Origin of the sequence: Mesorhizobium sp. M0663, from assembly GCF_040320585.1 — a bacterium.
Taxonomy (GTDB): domain Bacteria; phylum Pseudomonadota; class Alphaproteobacteria; order Rhizobiales; family Rhizobiaceae; genus Mesorhizobium.
Genome location: NZ_JAMYPX010000002.1, coordinates 1 through 22,974, shown reverse-complemented (window position 1 = coordinate 22,974; position 22,974 = coordinate 1). Strand labels below are relative to the sequence as shown.

Sequence of the window (22,974 nt, the reverse complement as noted above, 5' to 3'; positions counted from 1 at the left end):
CTCAGAAGCGCGGGACGAGCATGCCGGCATCGGCTGAGATCGACAGTCCGGTTGTGTACGGAAGCCTGCCAGTCGCAAGCGAGGCAATCAGCGCACCGACCTCCTCCGGCTCGCCGACACGCGGGAAAAGCGTGAGGCCCTGCGCGGCCCGTTCGCGATAGGCCTCGATAACCGGCGCGGTCATCTCGGTGGCAATCAGGCCCGGCTGGACGTCATAGACGGCAATGTTCTCGCGCCCGAGACGGACGGCGAGAGTCTTGGAGACCATGGCGGCGGCGGCCTTCGAGGCGCAGTATTCCGAGCGCTGCTCCGCCACCGCGACCGCATTCGAAGACGTGACATTGACGATCGAACGGAAGAGTGGCGGCCGCGCGCGTGCAAGCAGACGACGCGCGAATGCCTGGCTCAGGAAGAACATAGCCTTCGTGTTGACGGCAAAACACCGGTCCCAGCTCTCCTCGGAGACCTCCATCATGTCTCCGCGCTTGAGCACGCCGACACCGGCATTGTTGACGAGCGTGGTAAGCGGCCCGAGCTTTTCCTCGACCGCATCGATCGCCGCACCGTGACCGCCGATCGCAGCGACATCGAACGCGGCGGCGACGACGGGGACGCCATGGGCGGCGACGCGATGGACCGCGGCGGCAAGTTCGGCGTCCTCAGCCGGCCCGTTGACGGCGACCGCAAATCCTTCCTTCGCCAGAGCTTCAGCAACGGCAAGGCCGATGCCGCGCGAGGAGCCGGTGACGAGCGCGACCGGCCGGGCGGACGCGGCGCTCATGCCCTAGCGCCTTTCTTCAGGAGTTCGCGCGCGATGATCATGCGCTGGATCTGGTTCGTGCCTTCATAGATCTGTGTGATCTTTGCATCGCGGTAGAGCCGCTCCACCTCGAAGCCGCGGATATAGCCGGATCCGCCAAAGACCTGCACGGCATCGGCGGTACGCTGTACAGCCATGTCGCCGGCAAAGCACTTGGCGATGGAGCAGGCTTTGGTCGCATCCGCGCCGCTGTCGATTTTCGAAGCGGCAGAATGGACGAGCAGGCGTGCGGCCTCGATGTCCTTCGCCATGTCGGCCAGAAGCCATTGCACGCCCTGGAAGTCGGCGATCGCCTTGCCGAACTGTTTGCGCGTCCCGGCATAGTCGAGGGCGGCCTCCAGGCCGGCCTGTGCGATACCGACGGCGAGTGACGCAATGCCGACGCGCCCCTTGTCGAGGACCGACATCATCATGTGGAAACCGCGCCCCTCGGTGCCGAGCAGGGCATCTGCCCGAAGGCGCACATCGGTGAAGTTCAGCGCGCCGACCTGGCTGGCGCGCTGGCCCATCTTGTGCTCCTTCGGCCCCTTCTCGACGCCGGCCGCATGCAGGTCGACGATGAAGATCGACATGCCGCGATTGCCGGCTTGCTTGTCGGTTCGCGCCAGCACGAAACCGTAGTCGGCCACCGGCGCATTGTGGATCCAGATCTTGCCGCCGTTCAAACGCCAGCCGTCGCCGTCGCGCTCGGCCGTCGTGCGGATGCCCGAAACATCAGTGCCCGCCTCCGGCTCGGTGATGCAGTAGGCGACCTTCGAGCGCATGCCGAGTATTTCCGGCAGCAGGGCCTGCTGGCTTTCAGTGCCGTGGCGCACCAACAGGCTTGAGATCAGTTCGACCAGGCCGCACTGGTCGGCGACGGAAGCATATCCGCGGCTCAACTCCTCCATCACAAGGGCATAGGTCAGCGTGTCGAAGCCCGGCCCGCCGAGGGCTTCCGGCACGCCTATGCCGAATAGGCCGAGCTTTGCCATTTCGTCGTAAAGAGCCGTCGGGAAGCGTTCCTCGCGGTCCAATTCCTCGGCCACGGGCCGGATCATTTCGTCGGCAAAGGCGCGCGCCATCTCTCGCACCTGCTCCTGCGTTTCAGTGAGATACATGGCCCTCGACTCCCACTTAGTAACTATCCGGTTATATACATTCCCCAGTCTCAAGACGTCAAGTCGGAAAAATCGGAGACTGGGAAGAAAGCTGCTTGCACAGGCGTTTGGTCCGTGCTTATTTATTCACCAACTGGTTACTTATGGAGGAGAGGCATGCACCCTGGCGAAAAGAGGAAATTCGGCCGAACAGAACTTGACGTCACGACGTTCGGCTTTGGGACCGCGCCCCTCGGCAACATTTTCCGCGAGATCGACGAAGCCACAGCCGGGGATATGTTCGAACGCGCATGGGCCGCCGGCGTACGGTTCTTCGACACCGCGCCGATGTATGGCCACGGGCTTGCCGAACTGCGCACGAGCCACGCCCTGCGCTGGAAGGAGCGAGACGATTTCGTCCTCTCCTCCAAGGTCGGGCGCCTGCTGCGACCGGCCCGGCGCGACACCATCGATTTTGCGCCGTGGACGAATGCTGCGCCCTTCACCATGCATTTCGACTACAGTTACGACGGCACGATGCGCGCCTTCGAGGACAGCCTGCAGCGGCTGGGGTTGGAGCGGATGGACATGTGTTTCATCCATGACATCGACGTTTTCACACGCGGGAGCGAGCAGCCGGAAGTGTTCGAGCAGGCGATGGACGGCGCCTGGCGCGCGCTGGAGCGGCTGCGCTCGGAAAAGGTCGTGAAGGCGATCGGCGTCGGCGTCAACGAATGGCAGGTCTGCCATGAGGCCCTCCGCCGTCACGATTTCGACTGCTTCCTGCTGGCCGGCCGCTACACCCTCCTCGAACAGGACGCGCTCGACGCGTTCCTTCCGCTGTGCGAGGCACGTGGCGCGGCGGTCGTCGTGGGCGGCGGCTTCAATTCGGGAATCCTTGCCACCGGCGCGAAGGAAGGGGCGAAGTACAATTACGCGCCGGCGCCGCGCGACATCCTGGAAAAGGTCGCGAAGATCGAGGTGGTCTGTGCGGCGCATGGCGTGCCGCTGGCCGCCGCCGCACTGCAATTCGTGCTCGCCCATCCTGCCGTACCCTCTTTCATGGCGGGCACGCGCACGGTCGAACAGCTTGACCAGAACCTTGCCTGGTTCTCCCATCCGATCCCGGCAGAGTTCTGGGCGGATCTCAAGAGGCAGGGCCTATTGCGCGAGGACGCACCCGTTCCGGGCTGAGCTCGCATCAGCCCGCGCTGCAACAAGCGGCGCGGGCAACCTCTAACGGATCAGGATTGCCCTGAAGTCATTGACATTGGTTCCTGTCGGGCCGGGCACGAACAGGTCGCCCAAACGATGAAACGCCGTCCAGGCGTCGTTGCCGGCAAGCAGTGCGGCAGGATCCGCCCCCAGTTCCCGCAGGCGCCCCATGCTGGCGCCGTCGGCAAAGGCCCCCGCATTGTCCTCTGAGCCATCGATACCATCCGTATCGGCGGCAAGTGCTGCAAACGGCACACCTTCGCCTGCGAGCGCGAGCGACAACAAAAACTCCGTGTTGCGTCCACCCTTGCCACGTCCCTTGATCGTCACCGTCGTTTCTCCGCCGGAGAGGATGACGACGGGACGCAAGAACGGGCGGTCACGGCTGGCGACCTCGCGAGCGATAGCGGCGTGAACACCCGCGACGTCGCGTGCCTCCCCCTCTATGCAGTCCGATAGAATGACGGCGGGCACGCCGAGCGCCTCCGACCGTTGCGCGGCAGCCTCCAGTGAGAGGCGTGCAGAAGCGATGATGTGGACCTCATGACTGGCAAAGGCTGAGTCATGAGGCGATGGCGGCTGGCCCACGTCTTCATCAAGCCAAGCCAGGATCCGCTCGGGCAGCTTGACACCCCATGTCTTGACCAGTGCGCGCGCCTCTTTGCGATTGCTTGCATCCGGCACGGTCGGTCCACTGGCGACCTGCGCCGGGTCGTCGCCAGGCACATCGGAGACAACGAGCGTCACAACCCTTGCAGGATGACATGCGGCGGCGAGCCGCCCACCCTTAATGCCGGAGACCTGCTTGCGAATAGCGTTCATGACGGAAATCGGCGCACCGCCCGCCAGCAGCGCGCTGTTTAGAGCGGCTTCATCCTTCAGCGTGAGATCGCCGGGCGGGGCTGGGAGCAGGGCGGACCCGCCGCCACAGATCAGCGCCACGACGAGATCATTCTCACCAAGCCCCTTTACAGCGTCGAAAAGCGATTGAGACGCTTCAAGCCCTGCAACATCCGGAACGGGATGGGCAGCCTCCAGCACACGGATCCTCTGGCAGGCCGCCGAATAGCCATAACGCGTCACCACAACCCCTTCCAGTGGGCCATCCCACAGCCTTTCGAAAGCCGCGGCAAGCTGCGCGGCGCCCTTGCCCGCGCCGATGACGACGGTCTTTCCTTTGGGTCGGGTCGGTAGATATGTGCTTAAGGCCTTTTCGGGAGCCGCGGCTTCGATCGCTGCGCGAAAGAGTTGTGCGAGAAAATCTTTGTCTTCAGGCTTCATGAGACCGCCAAACGGATCAGGAGTATGCGATGACCGAAAGCTATCTGTCGAAACGCGCCGGCCGCTTCTGCCTGTGGGCCGCCAGCCCTTCCGTGAGATCTTCGGATGCAGCCGCCACCGCGCCGGCCAAGGCCTCTACGACCCGTTCGCTCTCCTCGTGCTCGGCGGCATTGATCAGCATCTTCGTCAATTCTGTCGCCCTTGGAGATCGCTTCAGCACGCGGGCCGCGGCGGCCTGTGCGGCGGCGCCACCCTCGCCCGTGGGCACGACCTGATCAACGAGCCCGAGCGCGATGGCCTCATCAGCTGAGTAGACTTCGCCAAAAAGCGCCATGCGGCGGACAAGCTGCGTGCCGAAGCGGCGCGAGGCGCGCTGCGTGCCGGACCAGCCGGGAATGATGCCGAGGCCGGCCTCCGGCTGGCCGATCTTCACATGCACTTCGGCGATACGCAGGTCCGCGCAGGCAGCAAGCTCCAGCCCGCCGCCGAGCGCGTGGCCGTTCAGCACCGCGATCAGTGGAACCGTGAGGCGGGCCAGCGCATCGAAGGCGCCGTGTCCGTCGCGCAGCCAGCGGCGCGAGAACGTGTCGGCGTCGAGGCTGCTCCACGCCTCGATATCGCCCCCCGCGCAAAAGGACCTGCCGCCCTCTCCCGACAGGATCGCAACTCGGGCATCCGAGCGCTCGATGGTACGGCAGGCCCGCAACAGCGCATCGACCATGTCCTCGTCGATCGCGTTCAGCTTTTCCGGCCGTCGCAGGGTGAGCCGCGCAAGGTGTCCCTCGATTCGGAGTTCGATGCGCGGATCGCTCACAGCGCCAGCCCCATGGTGCCAGCGCGGAATAGCGCATCGTCCATCACCCTGAGCGTCTGCGAGACGCGTAACGGCGTCGCCGCCTGGTCGAGGACGTCACGCTGAAGGTCGAGGCCGGGGGCGATCTCTGTTATCACAAGTCCGTGCGTATCAAGCTCTATTACGCAGCGCTCCGTGACACATGTGATCTCCTGCCCCTGCGCGCGGGCGCGCTTGCCAGAAAAACTGACCTGATCAACTTTTGGCACGAACTTGGCGATGCGGCCCTCCATGTCGATCACCAACCGGCCGTCCTCGATGTGCATCTTGGCGCCTGCATTGAAATTGCCGGAGAAGACGATTTTTTTCGCACGCGACGTGATATCGACAAAACCGCCGGCGCCAGCGGTGCGGTGTGGCGTTGCCGCCAGGCGGCTGACATTGACCGAGCCCTCGGCGTCGATTTCCAGGAAGGACAGGAGCGAGCAGTCGAAGCCGCCCGCCTGGAAGTAACAGAACTGATGGGGCGAGGCGACGAAGGCCTCGGCGTTGGAGGCACAGCCGAACTTGAAATCGAGAAGCGGCACGCCGCCGACGGCGCCCTGCTCGATCACCCAGGTGATTTTGCCGTGCAGCCCCTCCTCGATGAGGATGCGCGGCACGTTGGCCGAAATGCCGAAGCCGATATTGACGGCCCAGCCATCCTGCAGTTCCCGCGCCACGCGGCGGGCGATGACCTTGCCAACATCGAGGGCCGGCAGGCGGAAGGTTTCGAGCGGCCGGAAGAGCTCGCCGGAAATCGCCGGGTCATAGGGCGTCGCCGTCGTCTGCAATTGATCGGGCGCCTCGACGATGACGTCGACGAGGATGCCGGGGACGCGCACGTCATGGGGCCGCAGGGTGCCGCTGGCCGCCACCCGCTTGACCTGCGCTATGACCAGACCGCCGGAATTGCGGGCGGCCAGCGCCATTTCCATAGCGCCGAGAGTCGCACCCTCCTGTTCGAAGGTGAGGTTGCCCTTCTCGTCGGAGGTCGTCGCACGGATGATCGCAACATCGGGGCGAAGCGCCGGGAAATGCAGCCAGTCCTCTCCCGCGAACGAAACCCGCTGAACGATCGGCTCGGCGCGCGCACTCGCATTCATCGCGCAGCCTTCCTGATCGGGATCGACGAAGGTCTCCATGCCGACCTTGGTGAGCACGCCCGGACGCTTGGCGGCGCCCTCCCGGAGCATGTCGAAGACGATGCCGGAGGGCACGTTCCAGGCGGCGAGCTCCTCCTTGAGGATCATCTGCCAGACCAGCGGCGGCTCGGCATTGCTTGGCCCCGAGGGATAGGAGCCGCCGATGATCTTCTTCAGCATGCCCGGCTTGGCGATGTGGTCAACACCACGGGTGCCAAAGAAGTCGCCGGCCGCGATCGGGTGAATGGAGGTGAGACCGCGCGGATGGCCTTCGCGATCAAAGCGTTCGCCTAGCGCCTTGAGAACGGCCTCAGGGCAACACAGGCCCGACGAAGAGTTGACTGCAACGACCGCACCATCCCTGACGAGTTGGGCCGCCTCCTCCGCCGTCTTTACCTTCTTCATCGACTTCACCTCCGTTCCGCATTGCATTAAGTAACTAACTAGTTATAGATTAAACACGGCCTGCGCAATCAGGCAAGCAGGTTTTTCGCGTCGACGCGCATGGCGCCATCGATGCTCCCAGACAGCCAAGGAGGAGGCATGAACATCTATTTCCAGAAGAGCTTTCAGCGCGGCTTCGGCACCTTTCCGCTGAAGGGAAACGACCTCAGACACGCGATCGCTGCCGCCATCGGCGCCGGTTACCGAGCGTTCGATACGGCGCAGATGTACGGCAATGAGGCCGATACGGGTGCGGCACTCGCAGTCTGCAGCGTCGCGCGGGAAGAGCTCTGCATTACCACGAAGGTGCATCCGGACAACTATTCAGAAGAAAAATTCCTGCCCTCGGTCGAGGCCAGCCTGAAGTCATTGCAGATCGATCGCCTCGATGCGCTTCTCCTGCACTGGCCGCCGGCAGACGGTGACGTCGCGCCATCCCTGCGCCTCCTGCAATCCGCCCGGGACAGGGGTCTTACGGATACCATCGGCGTCTCGAACTATACCGCACGCATGATGCATGTGGCGCGCGCCGTGGTCGAAGGACCGCTCGTCACCAACCAAGTGGAGTTTCACCCGCTGGTCAACCAGCAGAAGCTCCTCGCCGCCGCATCGGAGACGGGCATCCCGCTTTCCTCCTACGCGTCCATCGCCCGCGGCGAAGTGTTCAAGCACCGTCTTTTCGCCGAGATCGGCAAAACCTACGGAAAATCTGCTGCACAGGTCGTGCTGCGCTGGACTCTCCAGAAGGGTGTGCCGCTCAACACGATGTCGACTAAGCCGGAAAACATCCGGGGGAATTTCGACATCATGGATTTCACGCTGTCGTCCATCGACATGGACAGGATCGACGCCCTGAACGCGACCGGTTACCGCATTGTCAAGCCGGGGCAACTGCCCTGGGTCCCCCAATGGGACTGACGCAAAAGGGCGGCCGCAAGGCCGCCCTTTTGCTTGAGACGCCTCGATCGATCAAGCATTGCCGCGGATCATGTCCGATGCCTTTTCGCCGATCATGATAGTCACCGCATTGGTATTGGAGCCGACGAGGCTCGGCATGATGGAACTGTCGCAGATGCGGATGCCATCGAGGCCGTGGACGCGCAGTTGCGGGTCGACCACCGACATCTCGTCCCGCCCCATCTTGCAGGTGCAGGTGGGGTGATAGGAGGTACGCCCGTATTGACGCGCATAGGCGACATAGTCTTCCTGCGTGCGCACGTTTCTATCGGGAAAATGCAACGTTTTGATGCATTTCTGCAGGGAAGGCTGGCCAAAGATTTCCTGACTGATCTTCACGCCTTCAGCGGAAATCCTTACATCGTCGGGGTCGCCGAGGAAGTTCGGATCGATAACGGGCAAGGCGCGCGGATCGGCCGAGCGCAAGGTCACGGTTCCGCGCGACTTTGGCCGAAGCGTATAGGAGTTGAGCGTGATGCCGGACGCGCCCTTCGGCACGCTCGGTACGCCTGCCTCCGCCCCCGCGCCCGCAAGGAAGTGGAACTGCAGGTCCGGGGTCGGGCTCGCCTCGTCGCCATACCAGAACGCCCCACCCTGCACGACGTTGGAGGTGATGCGGCTCGCCTTGTCGCCATACCAGAACGCCCCACCCTCCACGAGGTTGGAGGTGATGGGGCCGGACTTGAAGAGTGTGTACTGAATGCCTGCCCAGATCGACCAGTGCAACTTGTTGTATTTGTCGAGGCTATCGTGGTTCTTCAGTTCCGCGACGATGTCGACGCCAAAATGGTCCTGGAGGTTCTGCCCTACGCCGGCCATGTCCTGCACCACCTCGATGCCGTGGCTGTTGAGCGCATCGGCCGGCCCGACGCCGGAGAGCATCATCAGCTTCGGCGTGCCGATGGCGCCAGAGGTAAGAATCACTTCGCTTTCCGCCCGCGCCGTCGTGCGGTAGCCGCCGGCCTCATAGTCGACGCCCACCGCACGGAGTCCCTCGAAGACAATGCGCAGGACAAGCGCACCGGTGACGACCGTCAGGTTCGGACGCTTCAGGGCTGGACGCAGATAGCCGACGGCCGCCGAGCAGCGCCGGTTGTCGCGCGTCGTCGTCTGGTAGACGCCCGCCCCCTCCTGCACCGGGCCATTGAAATCCGGATTGTAGGGAATGCCGAACTCCTGGCAGCTCTGCACGAAGGCGCGCGTCATGCGTTGCGGCTCGGGGATGTTGGAGACGCCGAGCGGGCCATCCGTTCCATGCCAGGCACCGGAGAGGATCGAATTGCCCTCCGATCGCAGGAAATATTTCTGGATGTCCTTGAAGCCCCACCCTTCCGCGCCTTCCTCGACCCAGCGATCATAATCGGCGGGCACACCACGCGTGAAAACCTCGGCATTGATCGACGACCCGCCCCCGAGCACCTTGGCCTGCGCGTAAAGGATCTCACGGTTGTTGGCGTGCTTCTGGGGCGCGGTCTTCAGGCCCCAAGTGAGCGGCCCCGTCGTCATCTTAGCGAAGCCAACGGGCATGTGGATGAGCGGATTGGTATCGCGCCCGCCCGCCTCGATGAGGCACACTCGCGCGGACGGGTTTTCCGAAAGCCGCGCCGCCAGCACGCACCCGGAGGTACCGCCGCCGACGATCACATAGTCATAGCCAGCGGCCATCATGCGATCCAATGCGTGCGCTTGCCGATCTCGACATGAACGGACTTCACCTGCGTATATTCCTCTACCCCATACATCCCGGCCTCTCGGCCCCAGCCGGACTGCTTGAAGCCGCCGAGCGGCATTTCGGGACCGCCGGCCATGATCGTGTTGACCCAGAAGCGCCCGGCGCGAACCCGGCGGCTCACCATCAGTGCCTTGTCGATATTCTTCGTCCAGACGCTCGCCGCAAGACCGTAAACCGTGTCATTGGCAAGCTTGATGGCTTCTTCCAACGTATCGAAATGCATGGAGCACAGCACGGGGCCGAAAATCTCGTCGCGGGCGATGACCATGTCGCATGAAACGCCGGAGAAGAGCGTCGGCGCGATATACTGGCCGCGACCAAGATTGATCGGCCCGCCGCCGGTGAGAAGTTTTGCGCCCTCAGCCTTGCCCTTCGCGATGTAGTCGAGGATCGTGGCGTTCTGCGCCTCTGTCGTAATGGCCCCGACCTGAGTCGCCTCGTCCAGCGGATCGCCGACGCGGATCTTCTTCATTTTTTCGACGAGCAGCTTTTCGAATTCGGCGGCGATGGAGCGCTCGACGATCAGGCGCGAGGAGGAGACGCAGCATTGCCCGGTGTTACAGCTGATGCCGAAGGCCGCGCCGTCGGCGGCGTCTTCCAGATCGGCATCGGCGAAGACGATGATGGGGTTCTTGCCGCCAAGCTCCAGGCCGAGCTTCTTGAAGTTGCTGTCGGCTGCCGCGTGGACGCAGGAGCGGCCGACGGCTGTCGAGCCGGTGAAGGACAGCATGTCGACGTCAGGATGCTCGGACAGCGCCTGGCCAATCCTGCGGCCGGCACCGGTGATGACGTTGTAGACACCGGCCGGAAGGCCCGCTTCCGCCAGCACTTCGGCGAGCAGCAGCGTCGTTGCAGCGGTGACTTCCGACGGCTTCACGATCATCGTGCAGCCAGAGGCGAGGATGAAGGGCACGCGCTCGCAGAGGATCAGGAACGGGAAGTTCCAGGGCGTGATGAGGCCGACGACGCCGATCGGCTCGCGCAGCACCATGCCGAAGAGATCGTCGCCGAGCGAGTTGAAGCTGTCTCCGTGCAGCATGCGCGCCGCACCGGCGCCCGTTTGGAAGCAGGCGATGCAGTGATCGATTTCACCTCGCGCTTGGGAGATCGGCTTGCCGTTTTCCAGCGCCTCCCAATAGGCGATTTCGTCGCGACGGCGGCGCAAGATTTCAGCAACGCGCAACAGGACGCTTCCGCGGGCCGCACCCGAAAGGCCAGCCCAGCGGCGATCTTCGAAGGCGCGGCGCGCCGCGGCGACGGCGGCGTTCAGATCATCGACCGTGCAACGAACCGTGCGCGTGACAGGCGTGCCGTGGCCGGGCGACGTGCGTTCGAAGTATTGCGCGCCGTCTTTCCACTCGCCATCGACGAAAAAGCCGAAGGTGCGCGCTGCGGCCGGGGCAGAAAGGAACGGGTTTTTCTGGTCCACGGGATACCTCCACTTCGATAGGTCTTACGCCGCAATGGCGATTTGCGTCTTCAGGTCGTGCGGCCGTTCCCCGAGGGTGTCGAAAGCCGCCTGGATATTCTCCAGGGAGTAGCTCGCCTTGGTGAAATCATCCGTGCGGAACCGGCCATGCGATAGAAGGGTCAATGCGTCATGCATATCCTCTCCCATGCCCGCGACGGAGCCCTTGAGGCTCGTCTCCTCCAGAACCGTGCGGAGGATATCGAGGGGGACCGTCTCGCCCCGCGACGTGATGCCGAAGAAGGCGATGTGCCCGCCGCGGCGCGTCAGGTCGAAAGCCTGTTCATAGAGCTTTCTGTTGCCGACGCTTTCGACCACCAGATCCGCGCCGCGTCCGCCGGTCATCCGCAGCACGGTTTTCTTGAGCTCGGCCGGATCGGACACCGCCGCATCCGCGCCGGCTTCGAGAGCCATCCGGGAGCGCTCGGCGGACAGATCGGCGACGATAATGGGGGCCGCGCCGACGAGCCGCATCATCTGCACATGAAGATTGCCGATCGGCCCTGCGCCGAAGATTACGACCGACTGGCCGAAGGTCGCCCTCGCCTTGCGCGCGGCGCGGACGACGCAGGCGACCGGCTCGGTGAGGACGAGAACTTCGTCAGCGATGTTAGCCTCAACGGGGATCGCGAGGCGCGCGGGCACGGCGACGAATTCGGCGAAAGCCCCATCCCTGCCGATGCCGACCTGGGTGACCTCGGCGCAGTTCAACACCTCATTACGCCGGCACCAGAAGCATGTGCCGCAGCCGATATTAATGTCGACGACCACGCGCGTACCAGGCGCCAGATGGCGCACATTGGTGCCCATCTCAGCAATCGTGCCGCAGAACTCATGGCCGGGGATCAGCGGCAACTGGTCAGCGGCGTAGTGGCCGTTGAAGATATGGATATCCGTGCCGCAAATGCCTGTGCGCGTTACCCGCACCAGTACATCATCCGGCCCGACGGACGGCACCGGAACGTCGCGGAGTTCGAAGCGCTTCGGCGCAGTGAGGACAGCGGCGCGCATGGTGCTCATGGCCAGATCCTCACTTCACGGTGCGCAGCTTTGCGCGGTCGATGGTCAGCGCGATGGCGACGATCAGCACGACGCCGAAAACCATCTGCTGGCGCGTCGCGTCGATCTCGAAATAGAGCATCGAGGCGCGGATGACGGCAACAATGAGCGTACCGACCACGGTGTTGACGACACCGCCGACGCCACCTGTCAGCGGCGTACCACCGACGAGCACCGCAACGATGGCCGGCAGCAGGAAGCCGTTGGCGATCGTCGGCGCACCGCCCGAAAGCTTTACCGCAAAGAGGAGGCCGGCAATGGCGGCGAGTGCGCCCGAGATCGCGAAAGCAAGAATCTTGTAGCGGGCGACATTGAGGCCTGAGGCCGCGGCCGCGAGTTCGCCGGCACCGACGGCCTTCAGGGCACGGCCAAGCGTCGTGCGTCGCTCGATGAAGAGGCAGATCGCGACGAGGGCCGCGGCAATCAGCAGCTCATGCGGCACGCCCCAGGTGCGGCCGATCATCCAGCCGAAGGTCTCGTTGCGCTGTGTGGCATCCATGTTGAGTGCGCGCTGCCCGGAGAGCCATTGCGCAATAGAAAAGGCGACACCGCCGACAGCGAGCGTGGAGATGAAGGACGGCACGAAAAGCCGCGTCGTCACATAACCGGAGAGCATGCCGAGCAGGAAGCCGGCAAGCACGCACAGCACGGCGACCCACGCCCCCATGGAGGCGAGATATACCGAGGCGACGACCGTCACCATGTTCGCCATGGACTGGGCCGAAAGATCGATGCCCCCGATATAGATAGCAAAGGTGAGCCCGAGCGCCATGATGAAGAGCGGCACGATATCCCCGGCGATGCCGAGTAGGTTCGAAGGGCGCAGGAAGCCGGGATCGTTGACGCCGACGATCGCGACGAGCACGACCAGCGTGATCCAGGGTAGGTGCGGTTTGAGGCGCTGAATATCCATCTCTTCCCTCAGATCATATGGTGCAGCAGGTCGAAGGGCGTGGGCTTGGCGCCCGGCTTACAGGCGAATTGCTTCTGGATGCGCCCGTCCTTGACGACGATGATGGTGTGCGACAGGCCGATCCCTTCTTCCAGCGTATCGGCGACGAGCACGATGCCGACGCCTGCCGCGCCCATCGCGCGGATCATGTCGTAGACGTCTTCCTTCGCGCCGATGTCGAGGCCGCGCGTCGGGTGGTCGAGCAACATGATGTCGGAGCCGGCGGAACGCCATTTGGCCAGCACGACCTTCTGCTGATTGCCGCCCGAGAGATTGCCGCAATCGGCAAATTCCGAATGTGCCTTGATCGAGAGTTTCTTGATCCAGTCGCGCGCCAGCGCCCGCTCCTCGTTAACGCGCAGTACCCCCCCGCTCGAATGGTTCCGCATCTGCGAGAGCGTCATGTTCTCGTAGACGTTCATGCCGGCGACGATGCCTTCGATCTTGCGTTCGCGCGGCACATAGCCGACCCCATGGGCGACCGACTGGCGCGGCGAATAGCCTGTGGCGTCAGCGCCCTTGATCTTGAGACGGCCGGTCGCCGGCGTCAGCATGCCGTAGATCGTGCGCAGGATCGCCTCGCGCCCGGAACCTTCCGTGCCGACGAGACACAGGACTTCACCGGCATGCACTTTGAACGAGATATCCTGGATGCTGCCCGGCAGTCCGACGGCCGCCATCTCGACCAGCACCTTCGAGCCATCGAACGGCTTCTGCAGGTGTTCTCGGTAATATTGCTTGTCGACGTTGCGGCCGACCATCTTGTGCTGGATGGCCTCCGCCGTCGCGCCGCCCCGCTCTACCACGTCGACCACCTCGCCGTCCTTCATGACATAGATGCGGTCGGAGAGCTCCATCACCTCTTCCATGCGATGCGAAACGAAGATGAAGGAGGCGCGCGTCGTCAGCTCCCGCACAAGCTTGAAGAGCAGCTCGACCTCTTCCTTCGATAGAACCGAGGTCGGCTCGTCGAGCAGGATGACGAGGTCGCCCTTCACCCGCTCCTCCAGTGTCAGAACCTTGGCGAGTTCGACAAGCTGGCGCTGGGCGAAGGAGAGTTTCGAGGTCACCGTCAGCGGGTCGATGTCGAGCTTCACCTTGGCGAGCTGCGCCTTGGCCGCGCTCGCCATCGCCTTCCAGTCGACCACGCCGAAGCGGACGAACTGGCGCTCGTAGCCGAGAAAGATGTTCTCCATGACAGAGAGGTTCGGGATCAGGGATTGTTCCTGGAACACCATCCCGATGCCCTTTTCCATCGCCTGGCGCGGATTGGCGAAGCGAACGGACGCGCCGTTGATAAGGACCTGGCCGCCATCCGGCTGGTAGGCGCCGTAGATGACCTTCATCAGCGTGGATTTGCCGGCGCCGTTCTCACCGACGAGACCGACGATCTCACCGCGCTTGATGTGGAAATTGATAGACTTCAGCGCGTGGACGCCGGGGAATTTCTTGTCGACGGCTTTCAGCTCGTACATGGCGCTCCTCACTTAACGAAGGAAACCATCTTGCGGTCGGTGGAAAGCACCACCGCAAGAATGACGAGAAGGCCCAGCACTCCGTCCTGGAGGAAATCGGGCAGACCGATGACGACCATGCCGTTGTCGATGACGTTGACGATAAGAACGCCGACGAGCGCGTTCCACACGCCGCCGATGCCGCCCCAGAGCGCCACGCCGCCGACGACCACAGAGGTGATGGAGACGAACATGAAGTTTGCGCCCGTCACAGATTCCGCCTGCCCGATGCGGGCGACGACGAGGATCGCGGCGATGGCGTAGAAGACGCCGGCGAGCGCAAAGCCGGTGACGCGGACGCGGGTGACGTTGAGGCCCGAGGCGTGAGCGAGGTCCTCGCCGCCGCCGACAGCGTAGAAATTGCGGCCGAGCGTCGTGTGGGTTTGGATGAACCTGCCGACGAACAGGAAGAGGGCCGCGACATAGACCATCAGCGGGAAGCCGAGCCAGCGCACCGTGAGCAGGCCGCGGAAGGTGGCATCGCTGACCTTCACGATATCACCGCCGGTCAGCAGGATCGCGGCACCGGTGCCGACAAAGCCCATGGCGAGGCTTGCCATGAAGGACGGGATCTTCAGTTTCACATGCACCAGCCCGTTCAAGAGCCCGAGCATGCCGCCGAGCACGAGCACAAGCGGAATGGCTATCCAGCCGAAGCCGGCGAGCGTGCCGCCAAGCTGGGCGAAGATGAAGGCGAAGGAGACCGCCGTGAGCGAGACCGTTCCCTCCATGGAAAGGTCGATCGAACCCATGACGATGATGAAGGTGACGCCGACGGCGACCATGAGCGCCGGGGCCGCCGCGATCGCGATACGGGCAAAGTTCCGCAAGGAAAAGAAGGTCGGGTTGAGTGCGGTGAAAAAGATCAGCAGCGCGATCAGCACCAGTAGCGGCGCCCACTTGATCAAGGTTTCGCGCGAAAGGCGACGTGTCACGTCAGACACCCCTCTAATGGTTTCGCAGGAGATGTGGCGGCAGCGTACGGCTGCCGCCCTGCCTATGGTCAGGACTTGTACTGGATCTGACCGTTCGACGGGCCCCAGAAGTCCTTCCAGTCGTAGGTCGGCACGGAATCCAGGTACTTCGCCTTGAATTCCGCCGCGTCCTTGGCCGTAACGAGAATCGTCGGGCCATAGAATTCGCGATGCTCCTTCGGCTCCTCGGAAGGTTTGAAGGTGCCGATGGCGGCATGGTAGGCGAGTGCAGCGCTGATGCCGCCGCCCCAATGCGGATTGGTGAAGACGGTGGCGAGTAGCTGACCATCCATGACCATCTGCACGGCTTCCGGATTGCCGTCATAGGCGACGATCGGCATGTTCTCGATGCCCTCGGCACGCAGCGCCTCGATGACGCCGTAGGCTATGTTGTCATTGGCGCAATGCACGCCCTTGATCTTGTCACCGTAGCGCGTCAGGAACGAGGCCATCAGTGCCGCGCCCTTCTGTGTGTCCCAGTCGGCCGGCTCGGCATCGAGCAGCTCGACCTTCGGGAAGTCCTTCAGTGCGTTCTTGAGGCCGTTGAGGCGCTCGACGGCCGGATTGTTGGCTGCGATGCCGCCGAGATGGACCACGCCACCCTCACCGCCCATGGCTTTGAAGAGGATGCGGGCGGTTTCTTCCGCCGGCTTTTCGTCCGACCAGGTCATGTGCGAGACATAGTTGTCGCCGATGTCCCAGGGGTGCAGGTCGTCGGTCTTGTTCCAGATCGTCGACACATAGGCGCCGGCAGCTTGAACGGCCTCGACGACCGGACGGGCGTTCGGGCTGTCATTGGCATCGCAGGCAATGGCGCAATTGCCATTGTTCTTGGCAAGGAAGGCCTTGATGTCAGCGAGCGACTTTTCCGTCGAGCCCTCGTTGATAAGGCTGATGAGTGTGCTCTTCGGCTTGCCGAGCGACTCCACGAAGGCCTCGCCGCCGGAGACGACAGAGTTCCAGTATGCCGAGGCGCGGTCGCGGTAGCTCCAGGCAATCGCCGGGTCTGTCAGCGCGGCGCGTGCGATGCCGCCACCGAATAGTCCCGGCACGGCAGCCGCGCCCATGCCGGCCGCAGCTGCGAACAGAAAATTGCGACGGCTGACCGTTTCGCGCTCGATGAAATCCTTGATAAAGGTCGACATTGGTTCCTCCCAATCTTCGATTGAAACGCTTCGCGCGTCACGACTAGCGCTGCTGTCGACAGGAGAGCCTTGCCTTCGGGCGAGGCGCTCCGGCGTGACCTACGCCATTTAACGCACTAACCAGTTACTTCTTTTAGTTTGCCCAAGTCAAGCGGTTTCAGTATGATCAAGACAAGCAATCGCGTCGAACGGCTGTGACGGACGGCGACGCGCGTGTATGAGTTGCAGGGAAGAAATCCCGACCGCGGCAGAGGGCAGGCGCAAAACATGACGGGCGAACGAAACGAAAAACCGGGACGAAAACCGCGCATCCGCGACGCGGAAGCCACCAAAGCGCGCATCCTCGAGGCGGCAAAAAAAGAATTTGCAAAGAAAGGCTTGGGTGGGGCGCGCGTCGACGACATCGCAGAGAAGGCGAAGGCCAACAAGCGCATGATCTACCACTATTTCGAGAGCAAGGAGGGCCTGTTCCAGACCATTCTCGAAGAGGCCTATCTCGATATTCGCAACGCCGAGCAGAAGCTGCACCTAGAAGATCTTGACCCGAAGGCAGCGCTCGAAAAACTGGTGCGCTTCACCTGGGAATACTACCTGAAGAACCCGGAATTTCTGACGCTCGTCAACAGCGAAAATCTGCATCGAGCCAAGCACCTGAAAAAGTCGGAGATCGTCAAGGTCTCCAGCAGGAAGCTCGTGAACTTGGTCTCGAGCATCCTTGAGCGCGGGGTGAAGGCGGGCGTCCTCCGCGACGGCATCGATCCCGTGCAGCTCAACATCACCATCGCGGCCGTCGGCTACTACTACCTGACAAACCGCTTCACCGGTTCGATCATCTACGAGCGGGACCTGATGGCCAAGGACGCCCTGGAGCAGCGCATCCAGTTCAATATCGATACGATCATGCGGCTCGTTGCCGCTTGACGTTACCGGCCGGCGGCACATTCCCTGAAACGGTCCGGAATCAAGGAAGTCGCGGCGGTGGCAGGCGTCGGTCGCAACGGCATCTTACGTGCTTTCGGGAACCGGCCGACCCTCCGAAGCGACACGCAAGCAGGTGCTGGCGGCGGCGGATGGGTTGTGTTGCAAAGTTTTTCTGCGTCATGAAGGTGGTCGAGACCCGCCGCTGTCATGCCGCCAGTATGGCGAACTGCTCGGCCAGGGAGGGATTTGGGTTGAACGCGTACCTTGCCTGTCGCTTGTCCGCGAGGCCTCGGCAAACAAACGGGCTGCGGCGGCAGTTGGATGAAGTCGCCGCCCGGCGTGTAGAAGGCGCGATTGCCGCCGATGCGAATTTCTGCGCCGCTGGGAGCGATGAACGCCTCGGCCTGCGGGATGATTTCGCGTTTGGGCAGCGGCTCAGACTGGGTGTAAAACTGCTCGGGCAGGCCCTCGCACTGCGCGACATTGAAGACGGTGAAACGCTTGAGGAAGGGCACCGCCTGCGGCTCGGTGTCTTCTTTTCTAGCGCGTTCCTTCTCGTTCTTCGGGATGAAGCGATCGGCATGAACGATAGTCGAGCCGTGCTCGCCTTTTCGACATTGCCGCAAGCGAAAGCGCCTGCCGGAAGGTGAGCCAGTTCTGGCCGGGGTGGCCGCGCTCGATCAGCGCGCCCCACAGGATCAGGATGTTGATGCCGGAACGTTGCGACCGGTGGCGGCATTCTTCGGCAAGCCAAGAGCTGATTTGGCGCTGCCCCAAGGGTTTGACTCAAGGCAGCGAGCCCCGCTCCAGATCTGCGATGATGCGGTCGGTGATCTCGCAATAAAGGCTCGCCCTTGGAGCCTCGTTCTTGTTCCCGCCCACTTCGCCACGGGCACCACGCTTGCCGGTCTGCGCATGATCTTCGTTTCCGGTCGCTAATCTCCCGCGCCTTACCCGTGAGTGGGGTGGGCGGCAGAAAGCGACTGGCTTGGCCCGCTGAACGAGGCGGGCCGCACCCGGAGGGCCGCAACGGAGTGGAGAATGTGAGCCAAGCAGGCATTGCGGCACGCCGCAGCGGGCTTAGAAAGGAGCGTCGCCCACCCCGCGAGCGGGGGCTGGCAACACAAAACAAAACCGCATCGCGAAGCGATGGCCTGAAGCAGCTATCAAATCGCCCTGACCGGCATATCGCTCAAGAGCGACTTGCAGGGCTACATTTGCTTTGAACGTTCTGGGAATGGTGCCGAGCGGTGATCATCGCGCTGACGAGGAGCTCCTGACTATGCCGTAGGATAAGTTCATCACGGCGTCATTGAGGAAGCCGTGGTGACGCCGGCCTGATTCCGTCCACACCTTTGCGCCAGATTCGACCGTTCCCGGCTACTCCGGAGTTTCGTTCCGAGCCCCTTGCCGGCGAAAGCGGGATATGGTGCAGCTGCCATAACATAGCGACGGTATGTGATGAGTTTAGTTTGGGCCGGTGCTTTAGTTGAGAAGCCAAGCCCCGCCCGCGCTCTCCACGCCGGATCGGACCGCAGCGCTGCGCCGGCTCCCGCTCAGCCTCCAACGAATAGAAAGTCTGCTGTCCGGCGCTCCAGGAAGTATGCGTCTCAATCCGCAAACAGGATAGGCGGCAACGCGAGCCGAGGGCGCAGCGCAGTTGGCCAGTTGGCCTATCGCTTGGGCTTGCGGGTCGCTCGCGAGCACGGCGACGACGCGCTTCAAACTCCCTTGCCGCGCTCGGATGGGTCATATCCGACGGCTGTACCAGGCAGCGAGAGGCCGAGGAGATGACCCGTGCCAGAGCTCGGTTTAATCGCCGCGCAGTATCTTTGCTTCGAGTGCGGCCACGACGAAAGCGCCTCGAGCAGCTGGCGACCGAGCCTTCCCACGCAGCACCTGCAGACACACGTCCATTGCTATCCTACTCTTCTCGGTCTGACGACCAATATCCCGCAGCAAGATAGCGGCGGCGTCATTGACGTCGAGCACGATACGCTCTGAGCCATGGCGGCCGACCTGCACAATGACTGGCCTTTCGAATCTGCTCGAGCCGGCCATCTCCCCTCCCCCTTCCCTCCTTGACAGCCAGTCTGCGGCGACAGGCCGAATGCTAAACCGAATGTTACTCGCGCCTGGCCCCAGTCGCATCGGCGAATAGGATTAGACTTTTGCGGTGCCCGCTTTGCAGGCAGCAATCCACTGCATCGCAGAGGTCGCATCCTCTAATATGCCAACCTGCTTTGCAAAGTCGTAAAGCGGCGTTACGCGCCGCACCTACAGGCTTGTGCCCATCGTAGGCATCATGGCACGTCCTAAGGGCAGTTTCGTGGGCACGATCTCTGCGATCTGGCGGCCATTCATCGAGAAGATCGATGGCTTCGGCAAGACTTGCAATCTCTTGCACGATGTAGGTGGAGCGCTTCACGAAAATGGGGCTGCTGAAAGCCTCGGCCTTCATTTGTTCCTCCCGACCTGCTGAACAGCCAGTTCACGTGAGGCAGGGGCCACATCGGCGCCCGCCGATCGTCGCACAAAGTGTTGTCGGCGCGATGACGCTTCAAGAGGGAAACGCGGGCGTGATGCCATCGGCCATTGGCCGAAGCATCTCAAGGCGCTCTCAATGGTCAAGCGGTGGCCGGTTCTCTCCGCTTCGTTCGGTATGCTCTGCATTCGAACGGCAAGTTGCAGTTCCTTTGCGGCGGGATCGACACCCCAGCCGAGGGAAGCTCGAATCCTTGCCTACCTCATTGACGAGCTCAACCCGGTCAGTGATGCAGATTGCATAGAAGAAAACTCGCCAAGTTCGCCGACACAAAACGCCTGCGGTATGCGCACGGCGCCCGCGCCTGGGAATGGATTGAACCAGCCCCTGGAATGCTACCAGGCACCCTCGGCCCGTAGTCGAAGTCACGCATGGAGAGGCGGATGCGGTAAAACGCGCACGCCGGGGTTCGCAGCGGAGATGAAGAAACCGCCTCGGTAACGAGGTAAGGCGCTTTATCCCTACTCAAGCCAGGCCAAGCGCCGGGGCTGCGGCAGCGGGTGCGTCAGGGATGCGTGCCCGAAGGGGTGAAGACGACCGCAGGCCGGCTTCAGCGAAGCCCGCAGCCCGGCCCGCAGGGAGACGCCCACCTGATCTCTTCCCGCGCCGATCCGCGAGGCATCGATAAGCCAGGCGCGGCATGCGCCCTTCTCATCCGTCGAGAACCACTGCGGTCGCGTCGACGCAGATCCCCACTGCCGCAGGTCTTGCTCGGAATTGCGATAGCGATGCCAAGAAATGGAAAGTGCCGAAGAATACGATTGTTCGCTCTTTACCAAAACTTCTGCGTGGCATTTTAATTGCATGAATGGAGATTGAAGAACGAAAATACCCAGGAGAGCTAGCCTTCCCGCTGCAGATCCACGAGCTTGCGGAAGAGTACCGCAAGGCGGCAACCCTGCTGCTTCGGCTCGGCCGGCCAGGCAAGCCGCTCACTCGAGCGCCGTTCAGATTGTCGGCAATCCATGCGATCGAACTCTATCTGACCGCGCTTTTGCTCCACCGTGGGCACAGCCCCAATCAGATCCGCAAAATGCAGCACGATCTGTCGGCGCGCACGGAACTCGCCTTGGAAGCGAGGCTGCGCCTTCGCGCGAAAACCGCCCAACATCTTCACTCCCTCAGCCAGAACCGGGAATATCTCGTGACCCGTTACGGCCCGGAGCTGGCTGCAACCGCCTCGCAGATAAACCGGCTTACCGCTACTCTGGACGAGGTGGCGGCAAAGTTAACCATATTGATCGGCTTGTCCTCAACTTTGCCGCAGCCGTCGGTCTTACGCCGAAGACCTCGCCTTGATGCGCGCGATGCTGTCGGGATCCGAGACGAAGTCATCGAGGAAGTCGCTCCACTTTTCGGCCGAGCGGCGAGCATGGGTAAGCATCTGTGTTAGCTCGTCAATGCCGTCGTCGGTGAGAGCGGTTATTGCCTTCTCCGTACTGTCATGGACACTGATGATACTGCCAGAGCTGAGATTGTCATCGTTGCTGACGATCGCCTGAAGGAGCTCGAGATCCTCCCCGATCATTTGCGAAACGTGGTCGATTGTGAAGACGTGGGTTATTGTCGGCATCAAGCGGCCTCGGCGTAGGTCACGGTGACAGGTATCCAACTCCAGGGAAGAGTTTCGTCAAGGTTGATGCGAAGTCAAAGGTGTCCAGCCGTCTTCTGCCAGTGCGCCACGGCTCTCGGGCGTCTATATAACCTCGGCATGGAAATTGCGCCGACACTCAAACGTGCTTGAACGCGCGCACCTTCGCTACCTGTGCACTTGCACAGGTTGTAGGCAGGCCTGCCGAAGGCGCGGATCGAGTGTTCCTGCGCATTTGTTCATTGTTGGCACCCCGGACACTCAACCGTGTTGCTAGAACAACCCACCTGCTCCGTTCCAACAGCAGCATTGGCCACCGGAACGCTCCCCTTGCGCGCACTGAAAGGCGATGCCGGCGCTCAGGCAGTCGGAGTCAGTCATGCCGAGGCGCCATTTCCTTTTCCTCTCAAGTCGCTCGAGCCGCACGCGCTCTATTCGCTCTGGAGTCCAGTAGGTTGGGTCGCGGTTGGCTCGATCGGGGGTCCGGCGTCTTTCAATTTAGCTATAGGCTAGGAAAAGCTCCTTAGATCCCGCAGTCAGGAGTCCACCAATCGGTCGAGATGGCTGCGAACCGCGTTGCGGGCGGGATTGGGTGCTCCGACGGATCGATACCCAATACCTGCGCCATTTCTTCTTCGATGGCATATTGTCGCCCCTAGCTAAGCTAAGTGGTGTGGACAAACCTGATCCACACGACCTAGCGCGATTGGAGCCAACCGGCCTGGGACCTGGCGGCCGGCCTCTGGCTCTACGCCGCAAAGATCGGGCCGATTCCGCGCGTCTGCATCGAATGACGGAAGTCAAAGGTGGTCTCGGAACGGGGTGCTCGGCATTTATGATCCGACCGAGCGCCAGCGAGTGACCCGTCAAACGTTTGCGGATCATCCGCTGCACCGATCGTGCCAAATGAATAAAGCCTTCAATTACAAATGGTGAGCCGCCTCATCCATGTCCTATCTCCGACGTCGTTCACGTAAAAGGCTCGGTGCTTCCACGCTCTTTTGCTCTTCGCCCGTCCCTCTTCCGTCTTGACTAGCAGGAGCCTACGGCCTATCTCACTGCCGCGTTAGCACTCGCTTCTGGTGAGTGCTAACCACGCTCCGGCAACGGAGAACCGTTCAACATCCGCACCAGGGAAATCCAAAAATGGCAAAGTCGAATTTCCGGCCGCTGCATGACCGCGTGGTCGTTCGCCGGGTCGAGTCCGAAGCGAAGACCGCCGGCGGGATCATCATCCCCGATACGGCGAAGGAAAAGCCGCAGGAAGGCGAGATCATCGCCGTCGGTTCCGGCGCCCGTG

At 62.5% G+C, this 22,974-nt stretch carries 21 protein-coding genes and 1 pseudogene; 6 read left to right on the top strand and 16 right to left on the bottom strand.

The features are described from left to right. Position 1: 1 nt before the first annotated feature. Together NKI54_RS03395 and NKI54_RS03390 are read right to left on the bottom strand one after the other, a co-directional pair. Entirely contained in the window at positions 2 to 781 is a 780-nt protein-coding gene (locus NKI54_RS03395) for a 3-ketoacyl-ACP reductase (RefSeq protein WP_352690710.1), read from the bottom strand. After that, positions 778 to 1,920 (bottom strand): acyl-CoA dehydrogenase family protein, encoded by a 1,143-nt coding sequence (locus NKI54_RS03390; protein WP_352642349.1) that lies wholly within the window; start codon positions 1,918 to 1,920, stop codon positions 778 to 780. Before NKI54_RS03390 ends, NKI54_RS03395 begins: the two co-directional genes overlap by 4 nt. Positions 1,921 to 2,076: 156 nt before the next feature. Between NKI54_RS03390 and NKI54_RS03385 the strand changes: the two genes are divergently transcribed. Next, positions 2,077 to 3,093, top strand: a complete 1,017-nt coding sequence (locus NKI54_RS03385) for an aldo/keto reductase (RefSeq protein WP_352578185.1) — start codon at positions 2,077 to 2,079, stop codon at positions 3,091 to 3,093. Between the two features lie 42 nt (positions 3,094 to 3,135). Here the strand turns inward: NKI54_RS03385 and NKI54_RS03380 are convergent, their stop codons facing one another. The 3 genes from NKI54_RS03380 to NKI54_RS03370 are packed head-to-tail and all read right to left on the bottom strand — an operon-like array spanning position 3,136 to position 6,777. Beyond that, a complete protein-coding gene (locus tag NKI54_RS03380) occupies positions 3,136 to 4,395 on the bottom strand; it encodes a glycerate kinase type-2 family protein (protein WP_352642352.1) in 1,260 nt (419 codons plus the stop codon). Positions 4,396 to 4,435: 40 nt separating this feature from the next. Further along, a complete protein-coding gene (locus NKI54_RS03375) occupies positions 4,436 to 5,209 on the bottom strand; it encodes an enoyl-CoA hydratase/isomerase family protein (RefSeq protein ID WP_352690709.1) in 774 nt (257 codons plus the stop codon). Continuing rightward, the gene (locus NKI54_RS03370; protein WP_352690707.1) at positions 5,206 to 6,777 is read right to left on the bottom strand and encodes an acyl CoA:acetate/3-ketoacid CoA transferase; all 1,572 of its coding nucleotides are present in this window, start codon (positions 6,775 to 6,777) and stop codon (positions 5,206 to 5,208) included. The genes NKI54_RS03375 and NKI54_RS03370 overlap by 4 nt, the downstream gene beginning before the upstream one ends. Positions 6,778 to 6,915: 138 nt before the next feature. Between NKI54_RS03370 and NKI54_RS03365 the strand changes: the two genes are divergently transcribed. After that, a complete protein-coding gene (locus NKI54_RS03365; protein ID WP_352496356.1) occupies positions 6,916 to 7,734 on the top strand; it encodes an aldo/keto reductase in 819 nt (272 codons plus the stop codon). A 51-nt stretch (positions 7,735 to 7,785) separates the two neighbouring features. Here the strand turns inward: NKI54_RS03365 and NKI54_RS03360 are convergent, their stop codons facing one another. The 7 genes from NKI54_RS03360 to NKI54_RS03330 all read right to left on the bottom strand — a co-directional run bounded on the left by NKI54_RS03360 (position 7,786) and on the right by NKI54_RS03330 (position 16,617). Continuing rightward, positions 7,786 to 9,438 (bottom strand): GMC family oxidoreductase, encoded by a 1,653-nt coding sequence (locus tag NKI54_RS03360; RefSeq protein WP_352642356.1) that lies wholly within the window; start codon positions 9,436 to 9,438, stop codon positions 7,786 to 7,788. Further along, positions 9,438 to 10,934 carry an aldehyde dehydrogenase family protein gene (locus NKI54_RS03355; protein ID WP_352690705.1) on the bottom strand — a complete coding sequence of 499 codons (1,497 nt, stop codon included), beginning with the start codon at positions 10,932 to 10,934 and terminating at the stop codon, positions 9,438 to 9,440. Before NKI54_RS03355 ends, NKI54_RS03360 begins: the two co-directional genes overlap by 1 nt. Before the next feature lie 24 nt (positions 10,935 to 10,958). Next, positions 10,959 to 11,993 carry a zinc-dependent alcohol dehydrogenase gene (locus tag NKI54_RS03350; protein WP_352642358.1) on the bottom strand — a complete coding sequence of 345 codons (1,035 nt, stop codon included), beginning with the start codon at positions 11,991 to 11,993 and terminating at the stop codon, positions 10,959 to 10,961. A 10-nt stretch (positions 11,994 to 12,003) separates the two neighbouring features. Further along, on the bottom strand, positions 12,004 to 12,945 hold the full coding sequence (locus tag NKI54_RS03345) for an ABC transporter permease (RefSeq protein WP_352496352.1): 942 nt from the start codon (positions 12,943 to 12,945) through the stop codon (positions 12,004 to 12,006). 8 nt (positions 12,946 to 12,953) lie between these two features. Then, the gene (locus NKI54_RS03340; RefSeq protein ID WP_352690704.1) at positions 12,954 to 14,459 is read right to left on the bottom strand and encodes a sugar ABC transporter ATP-binding protein; all 1,506 of its coding nucleotides are present in this window, start codon (positions 14,457 to 14,459) and stop codon (positions 12,954 to 12,956) included. Positions 14,460 to 14,467: 8 nt separating this feature from the next. Then, the gene (locus tag NKI54_RS03335) at positions 14,468 to 15,433 is read right to left on the bottom strand and encodes an ABC transporter permease (protein ID WP_352496350.1); all 966 of its coding nucleotides are present in this window, start codon (positions 15,431 to 15,433) and stop codon (positions 14,468 to 14,470) included. A gap of 68 nt (positions 15,434 to 15,501) precedes the next feature. Continuing rightward, positions 15,502 to 16,617: a sugar ABC transporter substrate-binding protein gene (locus NKI54_RS03330; RefSeq protein WP_352578179.1), complete on the bottom strand. Its 1,116-nt coding sequence runs from the start codon at positions 16,615 to 16,617 to the stop codon at positions 15,502 to 15,504. Positions 16,618 to 16,884: 267 nt separating this feature from the next. Between NKI54_RS03330 and NKI54_RS03325 the strand changes: the two genes are divergently transcribed. After that, entirely contained in the window at positions 16,885 to 17,538 is a 654-nt protein-coding gene (locus tag NKI54_RS03325; protein WP_352517369.1) for a TetR/AcrR family transcriptional regulator, read from the top strand. A 353-nt stretch (positions 17,539 to 17,891) separates the two neighbouring features. Here the strand turns inward: NKI54_RS03325 and NKI54_RS03320 are convergent. Beyond that, positions 17,892 to 18,315 (bottom strand): annotated as a pseudogene (locus tag NKI54_RS03320) (ArdC-like ssDNA-binding domain-containing protein); the annotation flags it as partial. Between NKI54_RS03320 and NKI54_RS36455 the strand changes: the two are divergent. Further along, entirely contained in the window at positions 18,205 to 18,477 is a 273-nt protein-coding gene (locus NKI54_RS36455) for a hypothetical protein (protein WP_502898203.1), read from the top strand. The pseudogene NKI54_RS03320 and the gene NKI54_RS36455 overlap by 111 nt on opposite strands. A gap of 873 nt (positions 18,478 to 19,350) precedes the next feature. Here NKI54_RS36455 and NKI54_RS03315 read toward each other — a convergent pair. Both NKI54_RS03315 and NKI54_RS03310 read right to left on the bottom strand, forming a co-directional pair. After that, positions 19,351 to 19,599, bottom strand: coding sequence for a DUF982 domain-containing protein (locus NKI54_RS03315; protein WP_352578178.1), 249 nt, complete (start codon positions 19,597 to 19,599; stop codon positions 19,351 to 19,353). A 64-nt stretch (positions 19,600 to 19,663) separates the two neighbouring features. After that, positions 19,664 to 19,999 (bottom strand): DUF982 domain-containing protein, encoded by a 336-nt coding sequence (locus tag NKI54_RS03310; RefSeq protein ID WP_352690703.1) that lies wholly within the window; start codon positions 19,997 to 19,999, stop codon positions 19,664 to 19,666. Positions 20,000 to 20,891: 892 nt separating this feature from the next. Here NKI54_RS03310 and NKI54_RS03305 point away from each other — a divergent pair. Beyond that, positions 20,892 to 21,476, top strand: coding sequence for a hypothetical protein (locus tag NKI54_RS03305; protein WP_352578176.1), 585 nt, complete (start codon positions 20,892 to 20,894; stop codon positions 21,474 to 21,476). On the opposite strand, the gene NKI54_RS03300 is transcribed toward NKI54_RS03305, so the two are convergent. Beyond that, complete coding sequence (locus NKI54_RS03300; RefSeq protein ID WP_352690701.1) at positions 21,360 to 21,656, bottom strand: hypothetical protein; 297 nt, start codon at positions 21,654 to 21,656, stop codon at positions 21,360 to 21,362. The genes NKI54_RS03305 and NKI54_RS03300 overlap by 117 nt on opposite strands. Before the next feature lie 1,164 nt (positions 21,657 to 22,820). On the opposite strand from NKI54_RS03300, the gene NKI54_RS03295 reads away from it, so the two are divergent. Beyond that, a partial coding sequence (locus NKI54_RS03295) for a co-chaperone GroES (RefSeq protein WP_352690971.1) occupies positions 22,821 to 22,974 on the top strand: 154 nt, incomplete at its 3' end.